The 24,452-nt window shown below is 31.9% G+C and carries 13 protein-coding genes; all 13 read right to left on the bottom strand.

Going from position 1 to position 24,452, the window contains the following annotated elements; all coding sequences use genetic code 11:
- Nucleotides 1-30: 30 nt before the first annotated feature.
- On the bottom strand, nucleotides 31-1,299 hold the full coding sequence (locus Q0998_RS07480; protein WP_299668336.1) for a DUF6786 family protein: 1,269 nt from the start codon (nucleotides 1,297-1,299) through the stop codon (nucleotides 31-33).
- Nucleotides 1,300-1,320: 21 nt separating this feature from the next.
- Nucleotides 1,321-2,946: a glycoside hydrolase family 172 protein gene (locus Q0998_RS07475; RefSeq protein WP_299668335.1), complete on the bottom strand. Its 1,626-nt coding sequence runs from the start codon at nucleotides 2,944-2,946 to the stop codon at nucleotides 1,321-1,323.
- Between the two features lie 25 nt (nucleotides 2,947-2,971).
- On the bottom strand, nucleotides 2,972-4,540 hold the full coding sequence (locus tag Q0998_RS07470; protein WP_299668333.1) for an arylsulfatase: 1,569 nt from the start codon (nucleotides 4,538-4,540) through the stop codon (nucleotides 2,972-2,974).
- A 27-nt stretch (nucleotides 4,541-4,567) separates the two neighbouring features.
- The gene (locus Q0998_RS07465) at nucleotides 4,568-6,187 is read right to left on the bottom strand and encodes a T9SS type A sorting domain-containing protein (RefSeq protein ID WP_299668330.1); all 1,620 of its coding nucleotides are present in this window, start codon (nucleotides 6,185-6,187) and stop codon (nucleotides 4,568-4,570) included.
- A 19-nt stretch (nucleotides 6,188-6,206) separates the two neighbouring features.
- Nucleotides 6,207-7,373 carry a T9SS type A sorting domain-containing protein gene (locus Q0998_RS07460; RefSeq protein ID WP_299668328.1) on the bottom strand — a complete coding sequence of 389 codons (1,167 nt, stop codon included), beginning with the start codon at nucleotides 7,371-7,373 and terminating at the stop codon, nucleotides 6,207-6,209.
- A gap of 45 nt (nucleotides 7,374-7,418) precedes the next feature.
- Nucleotides 7,419-9,545, bottom strand: a complete 2,127-nt coding sequence (locus Q0998_RS07455) for a glycosyl hydrolase (protein ID WP_299668326.1) — start codon at nucleotides 9,543-9,545, stop codon at nucleotides 7,419-7,421.
- Nucleotide 9,546: 1 nt separating this feature from the next.
- Entirely contained in the window at nucleotides 9,547-11,736 is a 2,190-nt protein-coding gene (locus Q0998_RS07450; RefSeq protein WP_299668323.1) for a glycosyl hydrolase, read from the bottom strand.
- Nucleotides 11,737-12,232: 496 nt separating this feature from the next.
- Entirely contained in the window at nucleotides 12,233-13,354 is a 1,122-nt protein-coding gene (locus Q0998_RS07445; protein ID WP_299668583.1) for an ISAs1 family transposase, read from the bottom strand.
- Between the two features lie 218 nt (nucleotides 13,355-13,572).
- Nucleotides 13,573-14,505 (bottom strand): DUF1735 domain-containing protein, encoded by a 933-nt coding sequence (locus Q0998_RS07440; RefSeq protein WP_299668321.1) that lies wholly within the window; start codon nucleotides 14,503-14,505, stop codon nucleotides 13,573-13,575.
- Nucleotides 14,506-14,516: 11 nt separating this feature from the next.
- Nucleotides 14,517-16,292, bottom strand: coding sequence for a RagB/SusD family nutrient uptake outer membrane protein (locus Q0998_RS07435; RefSeq protein ID WP_299668319.1), 1,776 nt, complete (start codon nucleotides 16,290-16,292; stop codon nucleotides 14,517-14,519).
- A gap of 25 nt (nucleotides 16,293-16,317) precedes the next feature.
- The gene (locus tag Q0998_RS07430) at nucleotides 16,318-19,116 is read right to left on the bottom strand and encodes a SusC/RagA family TonB-linked outer membrane protein (protein ID WP_299668316.1); all 2,799 of its coding nucleotides are present in this window, start codon (nucleotides 19,114-19,116) and stop codon (nucleotides 16,318-16,320) included.
- Between the two features lie 46 nt (nucleotides 19,117-19,162).
- Nucleotides 19,163-21,085 carry a RagB/SusD family nutrient uptake outer membrane protein gene (locus Q0998_RS07425; RefSeq protein WP_299668313.1) on the bottom strand — a complete coding sequence of 641 codons (1,923 nt, stop codon included), beginning with the start codon at nucleotides 21,083-21,085 and terminating at the stop codon, nucleotides 19,163-19,165.
- Between the two features lie 5 nt (nucleotides 21,086-21,090).
- Entirely contained in the window at nucleotides 21,091-24,165 is a 3,075-nt protein-coding gene (locus Q0998_RS07420) for a TonB-dependent receptor (protein ID WP_299668310.1), read from the bottom strand.
- Nucleotides 24,166-24,452: the final 287 nt, after the last annotated feature.

Here is a 24,452-nt window from a genome sequence, read left to right as displayed (position 1 = left end):
TTTTATGAAATTTTAGTTCAAACGATCTCTCTAAAATGCATTATGAATCTCTTCTAAAGAAACGCCTAACATTTTTTCTGAAATAGCACTTAGCTTTTCTTTATTTCCTTCAATATGAAATGTATATTGAATATGCGTAGCACTTTCTCCTACTTCTAGTTCTAATGCAGGTGATGAGGTTTCTAACTCGTAAAATGGGCCTAATGGTTTTTCTCCTGGAGCTGGCGCTCCATCGTTATAGGAATTAACTACATCGCCAGCATAAGGTTGCTCTTGAATTTCCCACATTGAATTTACATATTCTGTGACACCTTTTGGTTTATTATATGTTACAAGTGTTAAAACGTTATTTGTAGCATCATAAGAACCCAAAATATCTTTTGCTCTTAGTGGAGACAATCCAATTTTACTTCTATACTTACCATCACCTTTAAAAAAAATAACGTTTTCTTTAACCACTAATCTATCTGATGGAACTTTTCCAAAATACGTATCATTTACAGCTATTCCTAATTCTGATTCGTCTCCAGAAACATAAGGAACAACAATAGTAGTTGTGGGCGAATGATTAAACATTCCCAACAGCCAAATAGACAATAATCCTGTTTCTTTTTTCCAGTCTTTTTTACCTGAATTTGTTAAGGTATTTTTTGTACTATAGCCAACTGTATGTAATCCTTCAAGATTATTTATGCCTAGTTCTGTTCGTATTTCTTGATTGGTTAACAAGCTAACTTCTCGCTCGATATTCATATCAAACTGAAACCCTGCATAATTGGTAATAGCAGCATTTTTTGTAAAAACTACTTTATTGGATGTTTTTGTTTTTACATTAAAAGGGGCAAGGTCTATAAGTCTTGGTGTTTGCCAGTTTTTAAGGGTAAAATCAGCTCCTTTTTTAAAGAAGATGCTGTACTGACCTCCTTCTGGGCCGAGCCAAAATCGTTCTTCACCTCCATAAGCATTGATGTGTTCTAGTGTATCTTTAGCTATAAAAAGTGCTCTGTTTATCCAACCATAACTAGAACCAGCATTCCCAGAAGCACTGCTAGTCATTATGCGCCCTTGTAGCGCAGGAGCGACCGCTATTCTAGCATTGCCATCCTCACCGGCTAATTCTATAATTTGGGTATGATTTTTTAGAAAATCAATATCATTTTGATAGGTAGTCACTGTAGATTTTTCATTCATAGTGTTTGCTTTCTTTTTTTGATTTGTTTTACATTCAAAAAATAACATTCCTATAAAAAGGAAATAAAAGATAGGTATTTTTTTTATTTTAAAAATAGGTATGCTCATTAATTTTGATTTTATATTCTGCTATTTTAAATCTTTCATTGAAATGGTATCTCTATTTGACATTGCGCCAGGTAAACCATACCAATAGGTTCCTACTGCAAATTCCATCTCGCAATCTTTCCAGTGCCAAACTTCCATGTCTAATTTTAACGAACTATTAAAAGGCATGATATCTAATGCTCTCGTGCGAGTTTCTGTACTGAATCCTTTTGTGTTTTTTTCGAAAACTATCTTTTTTCTATTCAGTTTGTTATATATATGAGAACGTGGTTGTGCATGAAAAGGATGTTCATAGAAGTCTGTACTCATACCACCCCAAGAATAACCATAATAATCTTCTGTACCAGTTCCAAATATGGACGGAAAATCTTCTCCATCCACCCAAATTTTTTCATCTCCTTCTCCCCACCATTTTTCCACAGGATTCATAATGGTCAATGCATCGCCCACATAAACACCTTTACCACTTATTTCTATGTAATTCCAGTCTGAATAGGGGCGTGTTGACACAGGATATTGTTGATGATAACCAGCATGAAAATACATAGAACTACTATCCCATTTCCAATCGCCAATGTTCGCATTTAATTCAATTTCAATTGGTTTTTTACTTCGATTCATAATAGAGATTGTTCCTGTTTTTTGATAGGGCATTACCCAACGAGAAGACATGGTACCATCTTTTGCAACGGTTCTGTACCATCCTTGAAAAGGATTTAAACCTACGCCAGTTCCAAAAAATTCACTGATGGGACACCAAACAGTTTGTTTATCATCAAAATTTATCTTTATAATTACATCTCTTGTAATTGTTGAATCTTGATAACTTCCTAATTTTAAAGAAAGTGCACGAATAGCGGCTACTCCTTTAGGCAACTCCACAGACTTTTCTTCATTTGCTTTTAAGGTTTCAAAAAGCGTAACATCTTTACCTTCAGTATCATTTTTTGGTGATAATAATAATTTACCAACAGGTTCTATTTTCGATTTCGCTTGGTTAAAATCTTCTATTGTGAATGTTTTTATGGGTGTGCCTTCATCGTATTCACGGTAGGTAAATTGGTAGAAAAAAGGTCGATTGGTCACCGTAACTTTACAACTTTTAGCATAAGGAATAGGAAAAAAAGAAACAGCAGAACGTAAGGATTTGTGCGCAAAGGGATAGGGGATAAGTCCAGTGCCATTTAACAAACCCAACATGTTCCCTTCAAGAGCGGGTTCTTTAGCTCCGTCTAAATATATTTTAATTTGGATATTAGTATTTGGTTTTTTGGCATTTTTAAAAGGCATCCAAGTACGCACAATGGCACCAGCTCCTTTATGATCCATTAACACCCATTCTTTTTGTCCGTTATTTTCTTCAACACGAATAAAATTATGATCTTTTTGATTGTTATTATAATCTTTGTTATTAAACCATCCCTTTTTATCTTCTATAGTTTTGGATGCGCGGTTATAACTGCTTTCCTGCTTTAGCTTAAAATTTGTTTTAGGATATTTTGCAATAGCATCTCTATCTACCATTTCATTTAATAGGCTTGAAATACTAATTAGAGTATCCGTTTTTTTACCTTGATTGGGTTTTATTGATTGGCACGCTGAAGCGACAAAAATCAATACTATGTAACTTAACAGATTTGTTTTCATTTATTTAAATTTTAGGTACTGGTTTTTATTCAATTATTATTTTTATTTGAGACCAACTTTCCAGTCCTTCATTTTTTTGCACTTCTCCTTTAGTACTTCGTCCATCTAAAATAATTTTTTTCAATGCCATTTTTAATTCATCAACCTTTTCTGGATAGTCGTCTATTAAATTTTTGGTTTCTCCAATATCCTCTTTAAGATTGAATAATTGCATTGCTGGTAAATCTAATTTTTGTTTTTTAATTTGATTTGGTTTTGGATAACTCCATCCACCAGAACCCGCCGTAGTACATAATTTCCAATCTCCGTTTTTAATCGCAAAAGAACCGTCAATAGAATGATAAATAATATATTCTCGTATTTCTTTTTCGTCTTTTTTTGATAATAATGGCAGCATGCTGTAACTATCTTCTGCTTCATCATCTTTTACTGGATAATCTACAATATCTGCACAAGTTGCAAAAAAATCTGTAGTAGAAATTGTTTTATTTGTAGTTGCATTTTTTAACGCTTTATTGGGCCATTCAACAATAAAAGGAACATGATGCCCACCTTCATAAATATCTGCTTTTGCTCCTCTAAATACATAATTTGGATGGTGGTCTATTTTTGCTAATTCTTCAAAATTTGCTTTTGGAGAGCACCCATTATCACTGGTAAACACCAATAATGTATTTTCTGAAACACCTTGCTCTTTGAGTGTTGCTCTTATTTGGCGAACTACATCATCTACTTGCATTACAAAATCACCATAAGCATTGGTATTACTTTTTCCTAAAAACTCTTTAGTAGGTAAAATAGGTGTGTGAGGTGCTGGTAAAGGAAAGTATAAAAAGAACGGAGCGTCTTGTTTTGCTTTTTGATTGATATAACTGACTGCTTTGTCTGTTACATCTTGTAAAGCAGTTTCATGCATAAAATCATCTGAAGTGATTCCTTTTCTCCAAAATCCTTTTTGAGCTTTAGAAACTGTTTTTTTTGTGGGCACCATTGTAGCCATGCTGTTTTCAACATAAACATAAGGAGGCATATCTAAAGATCCACAAAAACCAAAAGAATAATCGAATCCGTGAGCAGCAGGTCCATTTTTAATGGGTTTTGTAAAATCAACTGTTGGTCTTGCGTTTAATTGATCTATGTTTTGTTGGTTGTCTTCTTCTATTGCCCAATCCCAACCTAAATGCCATTTTCCAATATAAGCGGTGTGATATCCTTTAGATTTCAACATATCTGCAATAGTAGTTCGATTGGGTTGAATTAGTGATTTTGAATATCCACTTAACACTCCAGATTTTAATTGGCTTCTCCAATTATAGCGTCCAGTTAAAATACTATATCTAGTTGGAGTACAAACTGCCGACGAAGTATGTGCATTGGTAAACATTACACCATTTGATACCATATCATCTAAATTTACTGTGGGTATTTTTCCAGCTGGATTAAAACTCTGTATATCTCCATATCCCAAATCATCCGCAAGGATGTATATGATGTTTGGTTTTTTAAAATCAACTATTTTTTTTTGTTTTCTTGTTTCAGTTCCACAAGATATTGTAAGTATTAAAATTGATATTATTAATGGTATTTTTTTCATATTCATTTTATCAAAATTAAAAAAAAATTATTCTTTTACAATTTTGTGCGTTACAGAAGATCTAGCTCCTTCTAATTTTAGTAAATAAATTCCTTTAGAAAGTCCACTAACATTTATGTCTATTCCATTGGCATTATTTTCAAAAGTATCTGTTGAAATCTTTTGACCTTTAATATTATATAAAGTATATGTATTGAAATCTGCATTTGGAGCTAATACTGTAAAATTATCTAAAACTGGATTAGGATATATAGTTACTTTTGGTTTTTCTTCAGTGGTAGTTGATAATGCTGAAGAGCTTTCAAAAACTTGTACTTCTGCCAGCGATAAAGAAGAACCCGTATATTGCTGTACTTTTACAATTCTACCTGTTACGTCTCCAGTTTCTAGTTCTACTGCCTGATCTGGTATGTCTGTATATCTTTGATTGAAAACTACTGTATTACTACTGTTAAAAATGGTTACTGAATAATCTGACATTCTATTAATACAGCAGGCATCTGTTCTGTTAAATAGCTTTACGCTTCCTATCTTTTGGTCTGATCCTAAATCTACTTGCCACCAAACATCTCCTTGTCCATCTGCTCCTGCAATTGAAATTGAGCCATTTCCTCCATTGTAACTACCTGAAATATCTCCATCAATTGCGTTACTTGCTGGCATACTAGCCAGTGTTGTTGACTGGGTCGCTATAGCTTGGTCATTTAAAGCGAGATTTTCTCTTGGTTTTAAATATTTTGACATGTAAATTTCGTTTAATCCTCCTATTTTACCTGTACCCATATTAATCGTATTTCCTGAATTGTAAATAACTAAACCGTCTACTTTATTTTCAATAGCAGTATCGATTCTTGATAAACCACCGTTACTACTATTATTTACTTCTGAATCCCAAACTGGTAAATTTTTCTGTTTTGCTAGATTAATAAAAGTGGTCCATTGTCCGTTATTAAAACCTAGATTATGGCTTGTTGCCACGGTAATATAGTCAGATACATTGGTATCTCTCATCACTATAATAGATGCAGGAAGTCCCCACACACAAGGCCCAATTATTTCTGGAACACTTGGAATTTGACCATCATCGAAATACGTTTCTAAATTAGTTTTAAGTCGACTATAAATTTCATTCATTTGTGCAATACTCCATCCATTTCCTGGCCTTCCATCCTCATTAAAAGGATTCATCCATTTTAATCCTGGATGATTTAACGCAAATTCTGATACCACTCTAATTAAGGTTTCTGTTGCTGCCTGGTTATTTTCTGTTGCAATTAAATCTGCACTTTTTAGTGAACCACTTGCAATTCTTCGCCCACCAGAATCTTGTGCTGGATTTGCAAATATTGGGAAACCTTGAGCCATAGCTTGCTCATAAAAATACTCCATTATTTCTGGTTGAGGATTTTCTCCTTCAGGAAAGATAGGAATACGTATTCCATTAACTCTCATCGTTTTAAATCCTTTTAACAAATTCAAAACCTGTGCTTCAGTAGTTACCGCACCAGTAATAAAGCGTTGTTTAACATCACCCAAAACATAATCCATGTCATTAGTATATATAGACTGTGAAAATACATTTCCACTTAACATAAATAAGAAAATGATAATGAGTGTTTTAAAATTGTTTTTAGGGTTATTTTTCATAATATGTATTATTTCTTTTTTAATTTTTAATCAATTTATAGTTTTTTGAAAAACTATCTCCATTAAGTTTAATGAGATATAGTCCTTTAGAAAATTTGCTTGTATTAATTTCTATTTTAGTTGAAAATATTTCGTTTTTGCTTCGTAATATTTCTTTTCCATTCAGGTTATAAATAGTGTAACTAGCAATATTTGCATTTGGTGAAACTATTTTTAACTTATCTACAAAAGGATTGGGTGATATTTGTAATTTAAAATCTTCATAATTGTCTGTAGATAATGATGTTTGATCTAAATATAATGCCATCATCCTTTCTCCACCTGCATTTACAGCACCTGTTGTTAAACTTATATTAGTCCATGAATTATATAAAACCAATCCGTCTACTTTGTTCTCTATTGCTTTTTCTAAACGAGTCCCATTACCTTTTGCATCGTTATGATTGACTTCAGAATCCCAAACTGGTAATCCTTCATTTTTGGCTAAATTGATAAATGAAGACCATTGATTGTGATGAAAACCCAAATTATGGGTGGCAGCAACTGTTATGTAATTTGCTACTTGCGTATTTTGAAACATATCAATCCCGGCTGGAAGACCCCAAGTACATGGTCCTATTAATTCTGCTCCGCTCACATTATTATACAATGCTGCGTAGATTGTATTAATCTGATCTACACTCCAAGTACTATTGGTTGCTCTACCATCTTCATTAAAAGGATTTATCCATTTACAATCTGGATATTCTGATGAAAACTCTAATACCCTTAATATTAATTCAGTAGTAGCTGCTGAATTGTCTTTAACACTAGGTACAGTTCCATTAAGCATATTATTGGCAATACGCGCGCCACCTCCACCTTGAGCAGGATTTGCAAAAATTAAAAAACCTTGTTCTAATGCTTTGGTATAAAAATAATCGAGCATTTCTTTATTTGGAGTAAGCGCATTTCCGTTGACGTCTCTTCCAAAAATAGGAATACGAATGCCATTTACGCCCATAGTTTTGAATCCTTTAAGCAGGTTATCTGCTTGTGATTGATTACTTATTCTATTTGTAATGAAAGCTTGTTTTACGTCACCCAAAACGTAGTCCATATCATTTACATACTTTATGCTTTGTGCATAAGTGCAAAAAGAAATGCTTAATATGAGTAGAAGAATATACTGTTTTACTTTTTCCATTTTTTTATTTTATCAGTAACTAAGTCAAGCGTTAAAATTCTTTACTTATTGAATAATTATTTTTTTATCAATACTTTTTGATCCTGATGTTATTTTTAGTAAATATAACCCTGGAGCTAAGTTTCCAACACTTATTTGTTTTGATAAGCTTACTTTTTTTACTTGTTGTCCCATTATATTAAACATAGTTACTTGCGTGTCTTTTTGGATATCGTCTGAATATCTTACATTTAATACACCATTAGTAACTAAAGTTGGAAATACAGAAATAGTTGATAAAAATAAATCATCTTCTACAGATAAATTTCCTCCTTGTTCGTAAGTTTCTTGTGTATATGCAGCTGGAGATACATGATCTCTATACATTATTCCAGAACTACTCAACGTTACTGGAGTTCTAACGGACATTAAAGAGTAAATTGGTTTATCTGGTTGCCAGGTAAATACAGCATAACGTTCTACAAAATCAGTATTATCTAACATATTCATGTAAGAAATTAAACCATTTCCTGCTGCCGTATTCGAAGCTGGTTGTGCTGTCCAAGTTGCTCCATAATTAAATTCTTTTATCCAAATGGGTCTTTTCCATTTATCGTGTATCGCTTTTAGCCAATTATAGAAATTTGCTGGAGATGTTTTTTTATAATAGTGAACTACTATATAATCTACTCGTAAACCAGCAGCTTCTGCTTTTGTCATAAATTCATTTCTCCATGCTTCACCTTTAGCTCCATCTGTATTTGCTGGAGAACCTAAACGTAAACCAGAAGCTAATAATTCTGGATATTTTTCAATGGCTCTATCTACTGTCATATTAGATTGATCATCATTATCCGGTTCATTATAAGCCATGTAATGGTCAATATCCATCCTTTTACCTAGATTTATAGCAGTAGTAACAGAACCTCCTCCCCATTGATTTGGTACAAATTTTGCTCCGTCAACATCTATTCCATTGTTACCCCAGTTATACCACCATTTATTATCAAGTGTCGCTACAACATCTGTCCCTTTTGCACCTATTCCTTTTTTTTGAACATTGAACCAAGGACTTAAACGAATAAAAGATATTTTGTTTTGTAGATTTTCAGGTAAGTTAATTGCTAAATCATTATCTTGTGCAATGTATACTTTACTAATACCTAAACCATTTATATTTTCTGCAAAAGTTACCATATATCCTTTTTCAAGAGTAAACGAAACTCCAAAGTTATCGTAAGCACCTAAACCTCCATTGTAATATCCACAAAAAACTTCTCGTTCTTCTCCTGTAAAATCATAGTTTGCATATAACTTTAATACAGGATCATTTACTCTTGCTGCTTCAAAAACAGTTTGAGCTGCTTCAAGATCTGAAATAGAACTGTCTATGGCACTTGAAGATGCGTCACAATCTACAAGCAATGTATTTACATCATCTACCACAGATTGAAAAGTATCTACTGCGGATTGCGGATATTGATTATAATTATCTCCAATAGAAGCAGTAGCTATAAGATTTTCAGCAGCTGTAACATTGGTGTTTAAAAGCAACCGGTTTTCTTCTCCACTTAATAAAGAAATATTATCAAAATAAAACTGACCATTATTAGCATACATAAAAATCAATTGAATATCAATTTTAGCAATATCTTCTGCGTCTTCTAAAAAATCAACATCTGTTGCTACCAATTCGTTATTGATGAATAAATCAATTTTTTTTGTATCAAACTTAACCTGAGTTGCGACTGTAAAAACAGTATTGGTAGGAAAACTTACCACTTTTGTTCCGTCAGTAAATGCACTTGGAACTCCATTTGTTATTGAAGTAGCATGTTTTATAGTAGCCGTTCCAATTCCCATAGCTATACTAGATAAATATTTACCTGTTGATGAGATTAAGTGTACTTGACAATTTACAGAAGCACGAGAAGCTGAAACATCAAAAGAAAATTTTGAATCTGTAGTTGTTGGACTAAACGTATGATAAACAGAAGGCATTGTTGTATTATGATTGAATTTCAATTTGCCTCCTTCTACTGTTACTCGCCCAGAAGTATTGTATTCTACCCAACCATCAGGTAAGCTACCTGCTACATCAAAAGTGTTATCAACTGAAGTTCCACATGTAGTCTGTGAATAAGTGTTTGTTACAACAAGAAGAGTTATAAGCAATAAGTATATTTTTTTCATATTAATTCCTTTTTCTATTAATAATTATTTTTTTTGTTATGTTTATATTTTCCGAAACAATATTTACTAGGTAAACACCGTTGTTCAAGCTAGAAATATCAATTTGCTTTGCTACTCCTTTTTTTGTCATTATTTCTTTTCCGTAAATAGTAAATAGCTTAATATCAATATCGTTTGAGGTGGAAAGATTTCCATAATCCACAGTAAATATTGAGCTAGTTACTGGATTTGGATATAACATTATATTGCTTTGATTTTCATCAAAATTATTTACCCTTAATGTTCCTTGTTCATAAACTTCTTGAGAGTATGATGGATTTTGTGATTGCAAATCCCTGTAGAATTGACCAGTTATATTGAGTACTCCATTAGTAATTCCGCCTATTCCTGTATTTGCTCCAAAGAAATAATACCAATTGTAACGCTCAACAAAATCAGCGGCTTCTAGCGCCTCTGTTAAACTTTTTATATTATTATAACCTTGTTCTAATGTTAAATTTGCAGAACCAAAATTAGGATTTCCATAATTATATTCTGTTACCCAAACTGGTAAATCATATCTATCGTGAAGTGCTTTAAAGCGTTCTATAAAAGTGGAACTTGATCGACGAACATAATCATGAGCAGGGATAAAATCTACTCGATAGCCACGCACTACACAAGAATCCATAAATCGTTTTATCCAAGAGTTTTCGTTGAAAGAATCATTATTTGCACTGTATTGAACGTTTTCAACACCAGGAGCTCCAATTCTAAGGCCAGAAGCCAACAATTTAGGATATGCTGCTAAAGCTTCTTCTACCGTTAAGTTTGATTGACCTGAATTATCTGGTTCGTTAAATGCCAGAAGATGATTAAACTTCATGTTTTCTCCAACTTCTTTCATCTTTGCTAAAGATGTCCAGTTATCTCCAGTACTCCATGACATTGGAACAAACTCTACATCTGGAACTTGAGCATTTGGTGATAATCCCCAGCTATAATGCCAGGTAGTATTGTAATTATTTGCACTACTCCATTTTATATCTGCTCCTAAACTTCCTTTTTTAGCCACAGGATACCAAGGACTTACTCGAATAAAAGAAATAGATTGCTGTAAATCAGTTGGTAAGTTAATTTCTAAATCTTCATCTTGAGCAATGTATACTTTGCTAAAACCTAATCCGTTAACATCTTCAGCAAAAGTTGCCATATATCCTTTCTCTAGGGTAAATGAAACACCAAAATTGTCATAACTCTCTAAATTACCATTGTAATAACCACAATATATTTCTCGCTTGTCTCCAGAAAAATTATATCCAGCATACATTTTAAGAACAGGATCATTTACACTCGAGGCAGTAAATACATCTTGAGCTGCATTAAGTTGTGAGATTGCTTGTTGAATATCACTAGCATTTGCATCGCAATTTTCTAATGTTGATTTGGCATCATCAATCGCAGAATTAAATGTATCTAAAGAGGCTTGTGAATATTCTCCATAGTTAGTTCCCACAATGGCAGATTCAATTACATTTTCTGCATTGGTAATTTCAGTCTTGAGCGATAGCTTTTCTTCTCCACCATTTATTAAAGCAATATTGTCAAAATAGAATTGACCGTTATTAGCATACATGTAAATTAACTGAATATCAATTTTAGCTGTGTCTTCTGCGTCTTCTAAAAAAGGAACATCTGCAAAAACTAATTCTCCGTTGTTATAAAAATTGACTTTTTTTGAAGTAAAATCAATTTGAGATGCAAGTGTAAACACTGTGTTTGTTGAAAAACTTTTTACGGTTGAACCATCCACAAAATTACTAGGCACGCCATTTTGCATTGCAGTAGCATATTTTATGGTTGCTGTACCAATACCTATTGCAATGCTAGACAGATATTTACCTGTAGAGGATACTAAATGAATTTGACAGTTAACTGAATTTCGTGATGCGGAAACGTCAAAAGTAAAAAATGAATTATTTGAAGTTGGATCAAAAGTTCGTTGTGCAGAAGGTTTTGTGGTATTATGGTTAAATTTTAACTTACCAGACTCTACCGTAACTCTTCCTGAGGTATTATATTCTATCCATCCAGCTGGTAATGCTCCAGCTTCATCAAATGTATCGTTTATAACACTACCGCAATTGTCTATTTGACCGTAGCCCTGTATCACTATCAAAAAAGCAATTACTAAAAGTTGTATATTTTTCATTTTAAAAATAAATTTTTTACTGATAGCAACTTTAAGTGTATGTTTTATCTACATTTTGTTGCTAATACAAAAATAGGCTGTATATAAACGTTCTTTTTCCAAACTATAGGGCAAAAATGTTGCATTTAAAGATCTTACGTTAGCATTAAATTTATAGTAAGTAAAAAGAGGGAAATTTTAATTAAATAGCTTTATTCAAGATTCTTTCTTTAAGTGCTAGATATTACTTTTAGGTTTTAAACCTTTTCCTCTTTATTATTATAATTATTGTACTACCTTTATTTTTATATTTAACAGCAAAGATTAAATTATCAATAAACTTTTTATAGTAGACAAGTTTACCATTTCTAAAGAGTTTGATTAATAATTTGAAACCAATTTAATAGTTACTAGAACGTAACTTCGAAAGTTAATTGCACCATTTTACAGTATTACAAAGATTATTATTCTTATCAACAACAGAAACTGTTAAGTAATTTGAATCAGGGCAAACGCATTAAACTTTCATTAGATTTAGCACCTTTATAAGATAATGATTGTCCCATCTCGCTTTAAGTCTTCTACTTTTGACGCCTATTTTGCTTGATTTTTCATTTTTTAATAGGTTCAAAGCAATCTTGTTTAGTATTGAGAAATTTTGTACTGCATTCCCGATTCTTTTTCTAGAAGCATCCTCAGAGAAAGCTACATCTAATGTCCAATGAAGTTTATTTTCTATAGCCCAATGAGATCTGACTGCTTTTTGAAAATCTTCTGGATTTGTGGAAGCTAAACTAGAGATGTAATATAGTGTAGCTTGCTCTGTAGGTTTTTCTAAATTTTTAAACTCACGGTTGCTTTCAATTTTTATAATAGCTGTTAAGTTCTTCCATTTATTATTTGTTTCAATGAACTTAAAATCGGTCATAACACTACAGATCCGAGTTTCAATTCTACCATGGTCTAGTTCTAGAGATTGATGTGTGCTTAAAGATTTACCAAATCTAAATTCATCTTCAATGTTTTGATGTAATTGTGCTTGGTTTTCTTTTGCAGCTAAAATATAGTCTGCATCCTTTTCTATAATGGCTGAAGCTATTTCGGTTTGGCATCCCATGGCATCTATGGTCACTATCGTGTCTTTTATTGATAAGACTTCCAATAACTTTGGAATCGCTGTAATTTCATTAGATTTTTCAGATACTTTAACTTGGCCCAAAACAAGGTTATTCTCATTCGCCCACGCACTAACCATATGAACAGGAGATTTTTTACCATTTGCTTTGGCGCCTCTAATGGTTTTACCGTCAATGGCTACAACTTCTTGTGGTTGTAATTCTAACAATGTGTTTACCCATTGGATAGAACAGGATTCAAATTGAGCGCTATCAATATTAGAAAATACACGGTTAAAAGTGTCGTGCGATGGAATTCCATTGGGCAAATCAAGAAAGGTACGTAGAAATTCTTCTTTTGAACGTGCATAGTTTTCCATTTCATTCCAAGAATCTGCACCACAAATAACGGAAATTATTCCAATGAGAAGGATGCTTTCTAGATCATAAAGTTGCTTGTGTGAGCGTCTAAAATCGGGTAGTTGACCAAATACGGTCTTTAGTTTATTTGTTGTTTCCGAAATGTATAAAATATTGATTATCAATATAATATATAAAAAATAATTTTAAAAAACATAAAATAATTAGCTTAAAATCAATGATTTATACACATTTAATTATTTTAACCCGAAAAAACTTTTTTAATGCGTTTGCCCTGTAATTTGAATCTTTACCATCAGCATCTAAAATTATAATTTCTATAGTTAGTATATATAAAATTGAGTAAAAAAAATATTTTAAATTAAATATCAAATTGATTTACCCCATCTACTATTCTGTTTCTAAATTCTAATACATCTGAACAATTATAACTATTACCATTAAAATCAAAAGAATAGTTGAGTATTAATTCACGAGTTTGTGGATTGTATGAAGAACCATTTTCATCTACAACTGGAATACCCCCTGTTGCTGTTTGTATAGTTATTGAATTATCTGCAGCAACTGTAATGTTTAGTTTTTTATCTGCACCTCTCAAATCTGCAATACCACTATATTCTAATGTTGTTGGAGAAACCATAGTTAGCTCTAATACATCTGTTATTTGTCCTGGATAAACAATTGTTTCTGTAGGACCTGATTCATCTTCTGGAGTATTTGGATCATCTAATGGCGTTTTTGTAAATTGACCTTTCTGTATATAATTCCCGAACAATTGATTGATATACGTAAATGTAATTTTGGTAGTTTTTAAATCTACTAAAATGGAATCAGCTCCAACTACATTATCTAAACCAAATCCTAATGCATAATTGTTTCCTAAAGACATTGGATCTGAAAGAAAATTGATAGAATCTGCTTTTACGAACACAAATCCTTGTGATTTTCCTGCAGGAATGGTAATTTTATTATTTGCAAGGTTTCCTTCGCTATCTAAAAACTGGTAATAATTATCTGGTAATCTTGTCTTGGTTCCTAATAATGTGTCACTCAAAGAGAAGGTTACTTCAACGTCTTCTGTATTAACCAATCTTCCGCCTAATACCACACCAACTCCAATTCGCATACCTTCTCCCATGATAAAGGTTCTGTCTATAGTAACTTGAGGAAAATACACTGCTGTATAGTCAAATTCGTTCTCTACGAAATCATCATAACAAGATACTGTAATAAATGTTATAAATGCAAGAACAAATAATTTTTTCAAAATATTTATTTTGTTACGTTTCATCATTTTTATTTTTTTTACCATCCTATATTTTGTTTTAGGTTAGGGTTTATGATTGTTTCTGTATACGGAATTGGCAAATATAAATTTTTGTTGGAATAACCTCTTCGTTCTACAATAGTATTTTCGTAAGTCATTACGTCGCTTTCATCTTTGGTAATTTTAACACCTCTAATATCTTCAATAGTAAGTAAATCTTTCCATCGTCTTAAATCATGAAATCTTTCTCCTTTAAAACATAATTCTATTCTTCTTTCATTTTTTACAAATTCTCTAAATCTATTTGAATCACTAGAAACTTCATCTAAGTAAGGATCAAAAAAATAATTTGCTCTTTGTCTTACCCTAGCCATAACTGCTTTTGCAGAATAATTTAAACCTGGAGGTGCTGTATTAATTATGCCATAAGCTTCATTAACAGCTTCTGCATAACTTAAATAAATTTCTGTAAGTCCTAATTGAACGTAAACTTTTGGTTGATTTGTTAATGGGTTTATAGCTGAAGGGTCAAAATTTAGATTATTTAAAAACTTTTTTAGATAGTAACCTGTTCTTGTTCCTTCATTGGCAATGAATCCTCCAAAATTATCTGCCCCTCCTGTATATATTTCTAAAGGATTGAAGTCTGTTGCATTTTCTGAACCGAACCCTTGATCGCCATTATAAAAGATAAACCTATAAAATCTTACATCTCTAGATTGATAAGGGTTAGAATCATTATAAAGACTTTGTGAATCTGAAATTGGATAACCATTTGCAGCTGGAAATGCATCTATCAAATTTTGAGATGGATTGACTTCTCCTTGACCATATAAACTAGGTGGATATAGTCTATTTTCTAAACTATTGTTGTTTCTAGAATTACGCATTCTCCATATATGATTAGGATTGTTTTCATTTCCAACGTTAAAACTAGATAATGTTCTTAATCCCCCGTTCATATCGATTACATCCTGAGCGTATTTTGCTGCTAACTCCCATTTAGTTACATCATTTGTAGGGTTAAAAGCAGGGCTAGCAGCAAATAATGCTACTTTAGCTTTTAGTGCATAAGCAGCTAAACCAGAAGCTCTACCAACCTCTAAATTATCAAAACCTAAACTAGCTTCATTAACATCTGGAGTTGCTGGGTCGTCCTGTACCACACTATTATTATAGTTCAGAGGCAAACCAGCAATAGCAACATCAAGGTCTTGCATAATTTGATCTACACACTCTTGAAACGTATTTCTAGTTAATTTAGCGTATTCTTCATTTTCTAAAATACCATTTACAATAGGAAATCCTAGCATCGTTCCATCTTCGGCTTGCCCTCCGTATGTTTTTAACAATTCCCATTCTGCCCATGCTTTTAAGAAAAAAGCTTCTCCATAATACCTTGCAACAATTCTATCGCTTAACTCCACACTTAAAGGTTCAGGTGAAGGTAGGTAAGGTAAGCCAGAATTATGAATTAGTTCTATGTATTGGTATATTTGTCTTAAGTTATTGTAAGACTGTTGCCAGATATAATTATACGGATGACCTTCAGCAACACCCCAATTGTTATTTGCTAAATTTGTTTCTGAAGAATTTAACACACCGTTATCTGACAAATATTCACCAGAGAAGTCTGTAAAATATCGGAAAGAATAATCGGTATATATATCTTCAATTAACCCTCTGGATCTTATCCCTGAAGTTGTAACCACAGCTTCTTCGGTATATTGAATATCATCTTCTAAAAAAGAACTACAACTTACCATGCAAAGCATTAAGATAATAACAATTAAAATTTTATTAATTAATTTCATATTTATATTTTTTACTAGTCGATTTTTAAAAATTTAAAGAGGCACCTAAAACGAAAGTCCTCATTATAGGGTATTGGGAAACACCTGCACTTAAATCTTCTGGATCTAAATCTTTTATCTTACTAAATACAGCTAAATTATTACCTCTAAAAAATAGTTTTACATTAGAAAACGGACTTTTAGAAATTAAAGCGTCTTTTAACGTATACCCTAACTCTACATTAGCTATTCTAAAATAGCTCCCATCTACTAACCAGTAGTCAGAATTTCTGTAATTGTTAACACTTGTAATAGTACTAAGTCTTGGGTTTGCATTTCCATTTGGAAGATCGCTGTTAACGCTTCCAAAATAAGTTCCTAGTCCACTGTGTTGATAATACGAAATACTATTAAGATTGACATCATAACCAGCTAATCCCATTCCAATAACATCTAGATTAAAGCCTTCATATTCCATTCCAATATTAATTCCGTAGTTAAACCTTGGATTAGTATTACCAATAGCTCTTTGATCTCTAGGATCAATAATATTATCTCCATTTTGATCTACATATTTTATATCTCCAATTTGTACATCACCAAATTGTGGCAAAGCACTACCAATATTTTCTGCAGTAAATAAACCATCACTTATATAACCAGTTATAAGATCTTGTGGTTGTCCTTGCTCTAATCTATATTGGTCTGGAAATGGCACTTCCGCTATTTTTTCTCCAGTAATTTTATTAGTTCCTAAGTTAGCGTTTACATAATACTTAAACCCTCCAACTTTATCTGTATAATTAATGTTTGCATTAAAACCAACATTTCTACTTTCAGTAAAGTTTAATTGTGGTAAATAAACGTCGTTACCTAGTGCAGTTGCAAAAAGAGCACTCGCGTTTGTTATCTGGTTTTGAATTTCTATATCAAAATAATTAACAGATAAGTTAAATTTATTTAATAAACTTAAATCGAATCCTGCATTAAACTGATTATAAATAACCCAGTCTATTTCTTGATTTCCTGTTGCTCCTAACCTGTAACCAAATTCATCTTGTGCAGTATTACCTGTTCCCAAATATGTGGTGTTATTTCCTCTACCACCAGCCCAAGTATCTAAATATAATAAAGAAGAATTATCATATTCTGTTCCTACAATTCCATAAGATGTTCTAAATTTTAAATAGTTTATAACTTTGTTATTTTTTAAATAATCTTCATTAGAAGCTATCCAAGATACCCCTAAAGTTGGGAATATTTTTGATTTATTATTGTCTAAAAACCTAGAGCTACTGATAGAATTTGCATTTGCAAAAAAGGTGTATTTATCATGCAATACATAAGTAGCATTAAGATTAAAATTTAAATTACGTATATCTGTCTGTGTAGAAGTTCTATTGGGTTGATAATATAAAAGATGACTTAAATTTAAGTTTAAAACACCGTCATTAGCTTCTTTAATATAATTAAAATTACCCCCATAAGAAAAGTACCTTGTTATCGTAGCATTATTTCTACCAATTTGGAGGTCTTCAAATTCCGTAGTAAATACTTTTAACGATAAAGAATCTACGCCATTTATATCTTGTAAGGTTTCTATAGTAAAAGTTGCAGGTCTATTATTTGTAACAAGTGAATGTGCGTTATTGTTTCTTGTCATTACATAAGTACTGTAAGAAAGTCCTTTAACAAATTCATTAAGATCAAAATCTAACCCTAAATCGTATATCATGTTAGAGTTATAATCTGTTCTTGTTCCACCAAATTCTAATTCGGATAATAAATTTGTTTGAAATTGATTACTTACAATATATGCTGTATCTCCAACCTGAATAGGAAACGCATTTGCAGGCGTATTATTTATCCAATTGAAAACAGTACTGTCGTCAATTACAGGTCTTTTATTCTTAGAGAATCTTCCAAATATACTTGCATTTGCCGTAATTATGCTATTTAGTTTTGCTTCAATTTTTGTTCTAAAAGTAATGTTCCTACCATCTATTTGATCACCTACTTTTTCAAGTCCTTTCCAATCAGAATAACCTATAAAACCACTATAATTTAGCTCTTTGTTGCCTCCATAAACATTTAAAGACATTAAATTTGTTGGTGATGAATTGTTTAAATATGTTTCTTGTGTATCAACGTTAGGAAAAAGTATAGGATCTGTCTCATTTTCGTATGCTTGAATCGCTTCTGCACTGTATATATCTCCAAAGCCATCATTATTAGAAGCCCTATTTATTACATTGGCATATTCTGCTGCTGTCAATCTTTTGGGTAAACGAGTTACAGTACTTAAACCTCTTTGGTAATTAAAATTTATGGTAGGTTTTACATTATTACTATTATTACCGCTTTGTGTTATTACGTAAATTAGTCCATTTTCTCCAAAATTACCTAATAAAGAATTAAAGGTTGCATCACTAAAAACAATTACTTCTTTTACTTCTCGTAAATCAACTTGTAATCCTCTTGGCTGACCATCAATTAAAACAGTTGGTGTTCTTCCATTTAAAAGATAAGAATATCCCCCAGCAGCAGGATTGCTATCAATTCTAGTAATTCTTAAGCCTGGTACTCTACCTCTTAATGCATTAATTAAATTATCGCCTGCAGTTACCCTTAAATCATCTCCAGAGATTCTAAATACATTTCCAGTTGTGTTTTTTAAATTAAAAGTTCCAAATGGAGTCTTTAGATACTCATCATGATATATTTGAAGTGAATCTTTATTTTTAATGGTATCTAAAGATGTATTTTGAGCTAAACCAATATTAACCGAAATTATATTAAATACACCGAAAATAAAAAACTTTAGTTTTTTTATATTTATTTTCATTTATTTAGTTTTAAGCATTTTAATTTTAAGTTTTTGTAAAAAAAATTTACCAACCAGGTGTTTGTCCTAATGATGGGGCTGCTTCTAAATCTGAAGCTGGAATTGGCCACCAATAATTTCTCTCATCAAAGGTTTTTCTTAAATTAGTTTGTTCTACATTCTCAAAACTAAAACCAGTAGGATAAAGTGCAGATGGACCACCTTGCCAGCGCATTTCTAAAAATTCAACTATTTTATTTTCTTCTAAAGTTGCAGTTTTCCATCTTCTTATATCATCATATCTAAACCCTTCAAAACATAATTCGATAGCTCTTTCATTTCTAATACGTTCTCTTAATAAATCTTGAGAACCAGCATACATACCATTTACGTTTGGCATACCAACTCGATTTCTTATTATATTTACCGCATCAAGCGCAGTTAGATTCGCTCCTGGAGCAACGCCTCCTGGGCCGTATGCCTCATTTGCAGCTTCAGCATAGTTTAAATAAATCTCCGCCATTCTAAAAATTATGTTGTTTACGTAAAAATCAGCTTCACCATTACCACCAGATCTTAAATAAAATCCGTTTGGAACCCATTTACGAATTCTATAACCAGTTGTATTTCTTACCTGCCAAAGTCTATTAACTGCAGTTGCAGGATTATGTAAATCTAAACCAAGTACTCCATTCTCATTAACTACTGCTAAATCGGAAAAACCAGAAGAGTTTAATGGTCCAGATGTTGTAACTGTCCAAGGAATACCATCATATAGTATTGCATTATAAAAACGAGGGTCTCTATTTATAAACGGTTCTTGATCGTTGTAAGAAGGATCATCTTCTATAGGTAAACCATTTTTAGTTTCAAATTTGTCCACAAAATTTGCAGTTGCTCCTATATTCATTGGATTGTTATTCCCTTTAACAATATCGAAACCTGCAGTCAAATACATTCTAGGAAATGGGACTAATCTTCCCCCAAAACCAAAAGAAAAGTCATTATACTCCATAAAGATTGCTTCTTGTGGTAAATCTTTTGATAAACCAGGTCCTACGAACATACTTCGGTAAGGTTCTAAAGCAATAGGTTCTGGAACGAATAAATCTGTACCATTACTATCTACATCCATTGTAATAGCGCCTGATGCATCTTTAAGGGTGTATAAACCATTGGTTTGCGAAAAATTTATTAATTCTGCAGCAGCTTCTGCAGCAGCAACCCATTTTTGTTGGTCATTTGTTGTATTAACTAACGGACTAGCAGCAAAAAGTAAAATTCTAGATTTTAATGCCATAGCTGCTCCTTTGGTTGGTCTTCCAGTATTAGTACTATTCCATGTTACAGGCAAAAATTCTATAGCTCTCTCTACGTCATTTAAAATATTTTCTAAATTACTTTCGTAACTTTCTCTTTCTAATCCATTAAAAGGTTGGTTTAAGTCTAGGTTATTTTCTAAATATAGAAGTCCACCATGTCTTTTTGTAAGTAAATGATATAAAAAAGATTTTATAAAATAGGCCTGCCCTTTTAATCCATTTATTGTTTCTTCATCAGCATTAGCAATTAAATCTACATTTTCTAAAAATGTATTTGCAACTCTAATCCCTTTCCATGCTTCAAAGTATCTTGATACCATATTAGGTGTGTCTCTTTGATCAAATCCAGGTGCAAGATTCATAATATTAATGTAATCTGAATTGGCATACGATTGGTATCTCTCTTGCACATTATTATTGAATCTACCAGGATAACCTTCACCAGACATTGTCATGCCAGGTAGAATATCTGGGGTGTTATTTTTTGCAGAAACCTCTGTTATTAAATAGAAGTATCCAGCATCTATATATTGTTCTGCAGTACGGACATCAGTAAAGACATCTTCTTGAGTTATACCGTCTTGACCTTGTACTTTATCCAAATAATCTTCACAACTAAAAAATATACTTGCAAGGATTAAGGCGAATAGGTGTTTTTTTGTTTTCATAAATTTTAAAATTTTACATTTAAACCTAAATTAAATCTTGATGGGATTGGGTAGTTTTGTGGTCTATTACCTTGAGGGTCTATATAATCTAAAGCAGAAAATGTAAGTAAATTATTACCTGTTAAGTATAGTCTTAAACTACTAATGTCTTTAAAATTATCCATATTAAAATTATACGATATATTTATGCTACGTAACTTTATGTAATCTAAATCAATTATTCTATCTGTTGTTGCAGCTAATAAATTTGGGTCAGCTGTACCAACATGCAAAGCAGGGAACTGTGCATCCGTATTTGTTGGTGTCCAATAATCTAATTGGCTTTCTCTTGCAACGGCAGCACCATTTACTAATGCATATGCTAAATTTGCATTAACAATACCTTCGTGACCGGTAATTCCGTCAACGAGAGCAGATACAGACCAGTTTTTATAAGAACTTTTTAGTATAAAACTAAAACTATGTTTAGGAGCGGTTGGTAAATCAAATCTTACTTGATCTTCTAATCCTGAACCAATTACAGTTCCATTTGCATTATAATCTATATATCTTAAATCTCCTAAACCAATACCAGTGTAATTTGGATAATTTACAACTTCATCTATATTTTGAAAATAACCATCTGTTTGTAATAAATTGCTAGTCCCTATTGGTTTACCTGAAAGAGTAGTATAACTAGGTGTCCCTGGTCCATCCAAAGCACTTGAAACTACCCGATTTTCATAAAAACCATAGGTTCCTGTTATAGAATATTTAAAATCTCCTATATTATCTTTATAGGTTAATGATAATTCCATACCTTGACTTTCAGTCGCCCCTAAGTTTGCAAAAGGCAATGCAGCAGTAGAGCCAAAAGCAGCTATAACATTTGAAGAAGTTACTCTTGCTATAAGATCGTCTCTATTGTCTCTAAAAAAATCTAATTCTCCAGAAATTTTATTATTTAAGAAACCAAATTCCAATCCAATATTTTGTTTTGTAACTGTTGACCAAGTTAAGTCTTCATTACCCAGTTGAGTTTCTAAAATAGCAGTTATTCTATCTGTATCTCCTTCTCCAAAATTATACCTCCAAGATTGCTCTGGTGTAACAAAATTATAAAAACTAAAATATTGCCAACGTTGATATTGAGAGGGATTTGTATTCGCAATTTTTAAACCTTCTTTACTACCAGATTGCCCATAGGAGTATCTTAATTTAAAATTATTAATTGCTGGTATGTTATTTTTAATAAAATCTAACTTTGCTAGATTAAAACCAGCCGCAACTGAAGGGAATAATTGAAAACGATTTCCCTCTGCAAAACCTTCATCTCCATTATAAGAACCATTTATCTCAAAGAAGTAAGTAGCATCATAGTTATAAGTAGCTCTAGCAACCCAAGCTTCTTCATAGTAGGGAAAAGCAGTATTTAATACTCTTTCAATACGTCTAAAAACCCCTAAAGCACTTACATTATGTTTTCCAAAAGAGCGGTTATAATCTAATTGAAATTTATAATCTGTAATTTCTTGTGTATTTGAAGGGTTTTCAGAACCTTCTATAAATTCTAATGGTCTTTCATAATTAGGTCCTTCAAAAGAAGTCCAAGTGCCATCTCTATTTAAATCATACCGATCTAACCTAACTGCCAAGGAGCCATCAAAATTATAAGATCTAGATGATGTATTACTGCTTGTATAATTTAGTCTAGCTGATGCTTTTAAGCCTTCAGTAATAAAATCTAAATCTTGTACAAGCTCTAAATTTAAAGAAAAAACAGCTTTATTAGTATTTGTAGAACCTGATAAATCATTTCCAGGCACACCAACTATTGGAAATCTTACTTCTTCTAAACCTGGATACAATGGATCTGGATAAAGGGCTAATGCTTCTGCAGGATAAAAAGGTATAGTACCAGGAGCAGCAGTATATAAACCTAGGAAGTTAGCACTACCACTGAAGTTTCTGTTTTCTAAACGGTTTGTTATACCTGTTTTTAACCTTGTTGTTTTGGATAAGGTAAAATCTAAATTGGAACGAAAATTAAATCTTTCAAATCTATTTTCAGGGTCGTAATTAAAAAACTGTCTACTTTCAGTAATGTCACCCTCTTTTAAATAACCTACAGAAGCAAAATATTTTACGAATTCTGTACCTCCTCTAATAGAAACAGTATGATTATTACTTAATGCATAATCTTTAATAACATAATCAATCCAATCTGTATTTGGATATAAATAAGGAAAACTTCCACTTTCCCAATTATCTAAATCTTGCTGAGGTGTAAAACCATTATCAAAAGCAGCATCGTTAAAAACCCCTACATTTCGTAAACTTTCTGCTGTAAAAGCATCAACAGAATCATACGTATCGTTAAGATATTTTATCGAAAATTCACTAGAAGCACTAATAACAGGTTTCCCTATTTTACCACGTTTGGTTGTTATAATGATAACTCCATTAGCACCTCTAATACCATAAACTGCTGTAGTAGAACCGTCTTTTAAAACACTAATGTTTTCTACATTCCTTAAATCTATATTTTCAAAACCACCAATTGCTTCTACACCATCAATTAATATTAAAGGATCTGCATTACCACGAATAAATATTTGTCCTGCATCTACTCCTGGTTGCCCGCTAGTTTGCACAATATTTAGTCCTGGAGTTAAACCAGTTAACGCATTTGATATATTTGTTGTACCAGAACCTACAATTGCTTCAGATTTTATTTGTCCTATTGCACCCAATACACTTTCCTTTTTCTGAGCACCATAACCAACAACAACAATCTCGTCTAAACTTTCGGTATCTTCTTTTAAAACTATGTTACCATTAAAATTAGTTGTAACCTTTACTTCTTGTTGTTTAAAACCTAAATAAGAAAAAACGATAACAGAATTGTCTTTAACAGTTAATTGAAACAAACCTTCAAAATTGGTTGTTGTTCCATTTTGAGTTCCTTTTTCAAGAACACTTACTCCTGGCAGTGGAATACCACTTCCATCTTTTACAGTTCCTTTAATAACAGTTTGTGAAAATGTATTCCAAGAAAATGAAATTGATAGCAAAAGTAAAATTAAATTGATTTTCTTCATAAATTTTTATTTTCTGTATTTTAGAATATCGGAATCTCATTAGTTATAACACTTTTTAAAGCCTAATTTTTCAATTACTCTATTCTTAATTTTATTTGAAAAGATTTTATGCTTATGTTAACAATCTCTTAAGACAAAAGTATAAGATTTAAATACTTGCTTTTTCTCAAATTGGGGTTCAAAATGTTGCTTATTTGTTTTAAAAGATCAATAATACCCTAGGAAAAGCTGATTTATGGGTTTTTTTGTTGCAAATTTATCATTCGAATTTCAATTCTTATGGCTAT

The organism is uncultured Polaribacter sp. (assembly GCF_947501385.1).
In the GTDB taxonomy this organism is placed as follows: domain Bacteria; phylum Bacteroidota; class Bacteroidia; order Flavobacteriales; family Flavobacteriaceae; genus Polaribacter.
The sequence above is the reverse complement of the archived record's forward strand: the minus strand, read 5'-3'. Positions and strand labels throughout refer to the sequence as shown.

Excerpts from the sequence above, each read along its gene's own strand:
- Q0998_RS07480 (WP_299668336.1), bottom strand. The coding sequence starts at position 1,299 with ATGAGCATACCTATTTTTAAAATAAAAAAAATACCTATCTTTTATTTC.
- Q0998_RS07475 (WP_299668335.1), bottom strand. The coding sequence starts at position 2,946 with ATGAAAACAAATCTGTTAAGTTACATAGTATTGATTTTTGTCGCTTCA.
- Q0998_RS07470 (WP_299668333.1), bottom strand. The coding sequence starts at position 4,540 with ATGAAAAAAATACCATTAATAATATCAATTTTAATACTTACAATATCT.
- Q0998_RS07465 (WP_299668330.1), bottom strand. The coding sequence starts at position 6,187 with ATGAAAAATAACCCTAAAAACAATTTTAAAACACTCATTATCATTTTC.
- Q0998_RS07460 (WP_299668328.1), bottom strand. The coding sequence starts at position 7,373 with ATGGAAAAAGTAAAACAGTATATTCTTCTACTCATATTAAGCATTTCT.
- Q0998_RS07455 (WP_299668326.1), bottom strand. The coding sequence starts at position 9,545 with ATGAAAAAAATATACTTATTGCTTATAACTCTTCTTGTTGTAACAAAC.
- Q0998_RS07450 (WP_299668323.1), bottom strand. The coding sequence starts at position 11,736 with ATGAAAAATATACAACTTTTAGTAATTGCTTTTTTGATAGTGATACAG.
- Q0998_RS07440 (WP_299668321.1), bottom strand. The coding sequence starts at position 14,505 with ATGATGAAACGTAACAAAATAAATATTTTGAAAAAATTATTTGTTCTT.
- Q0998_RS07435 (WP_299668319.1), bottom strand. The coding sequence starts at position 16,292 with ATGAAATTAATTAATAAAATTTTAATTGTTATTATCTTAATGCTTTGC.
- Q0998_RS07430 (WP_299668316.1), bottom strand. The coding sequence starts at position 19,116 with ATGAAAATAAATATAAAAAAACTAAAGTTTTTTATTTTCGGTGTATTT.
- Q0998_RS07425 (WP_299668313.1), bottom strand. The coding sequence starts at position 21,085 with ATGAAAACAAAAAAACACCTATTCGCCTTAATCCTTGCAAGTATATTT.
- Q0998_RS07420 (WP_299668310.1), bottom strand. The coding sequence starts at position 24,165 with ATGAAGAAAATCAATTTAATTTTACTTTTGCTATCAATTTCATTTTCT.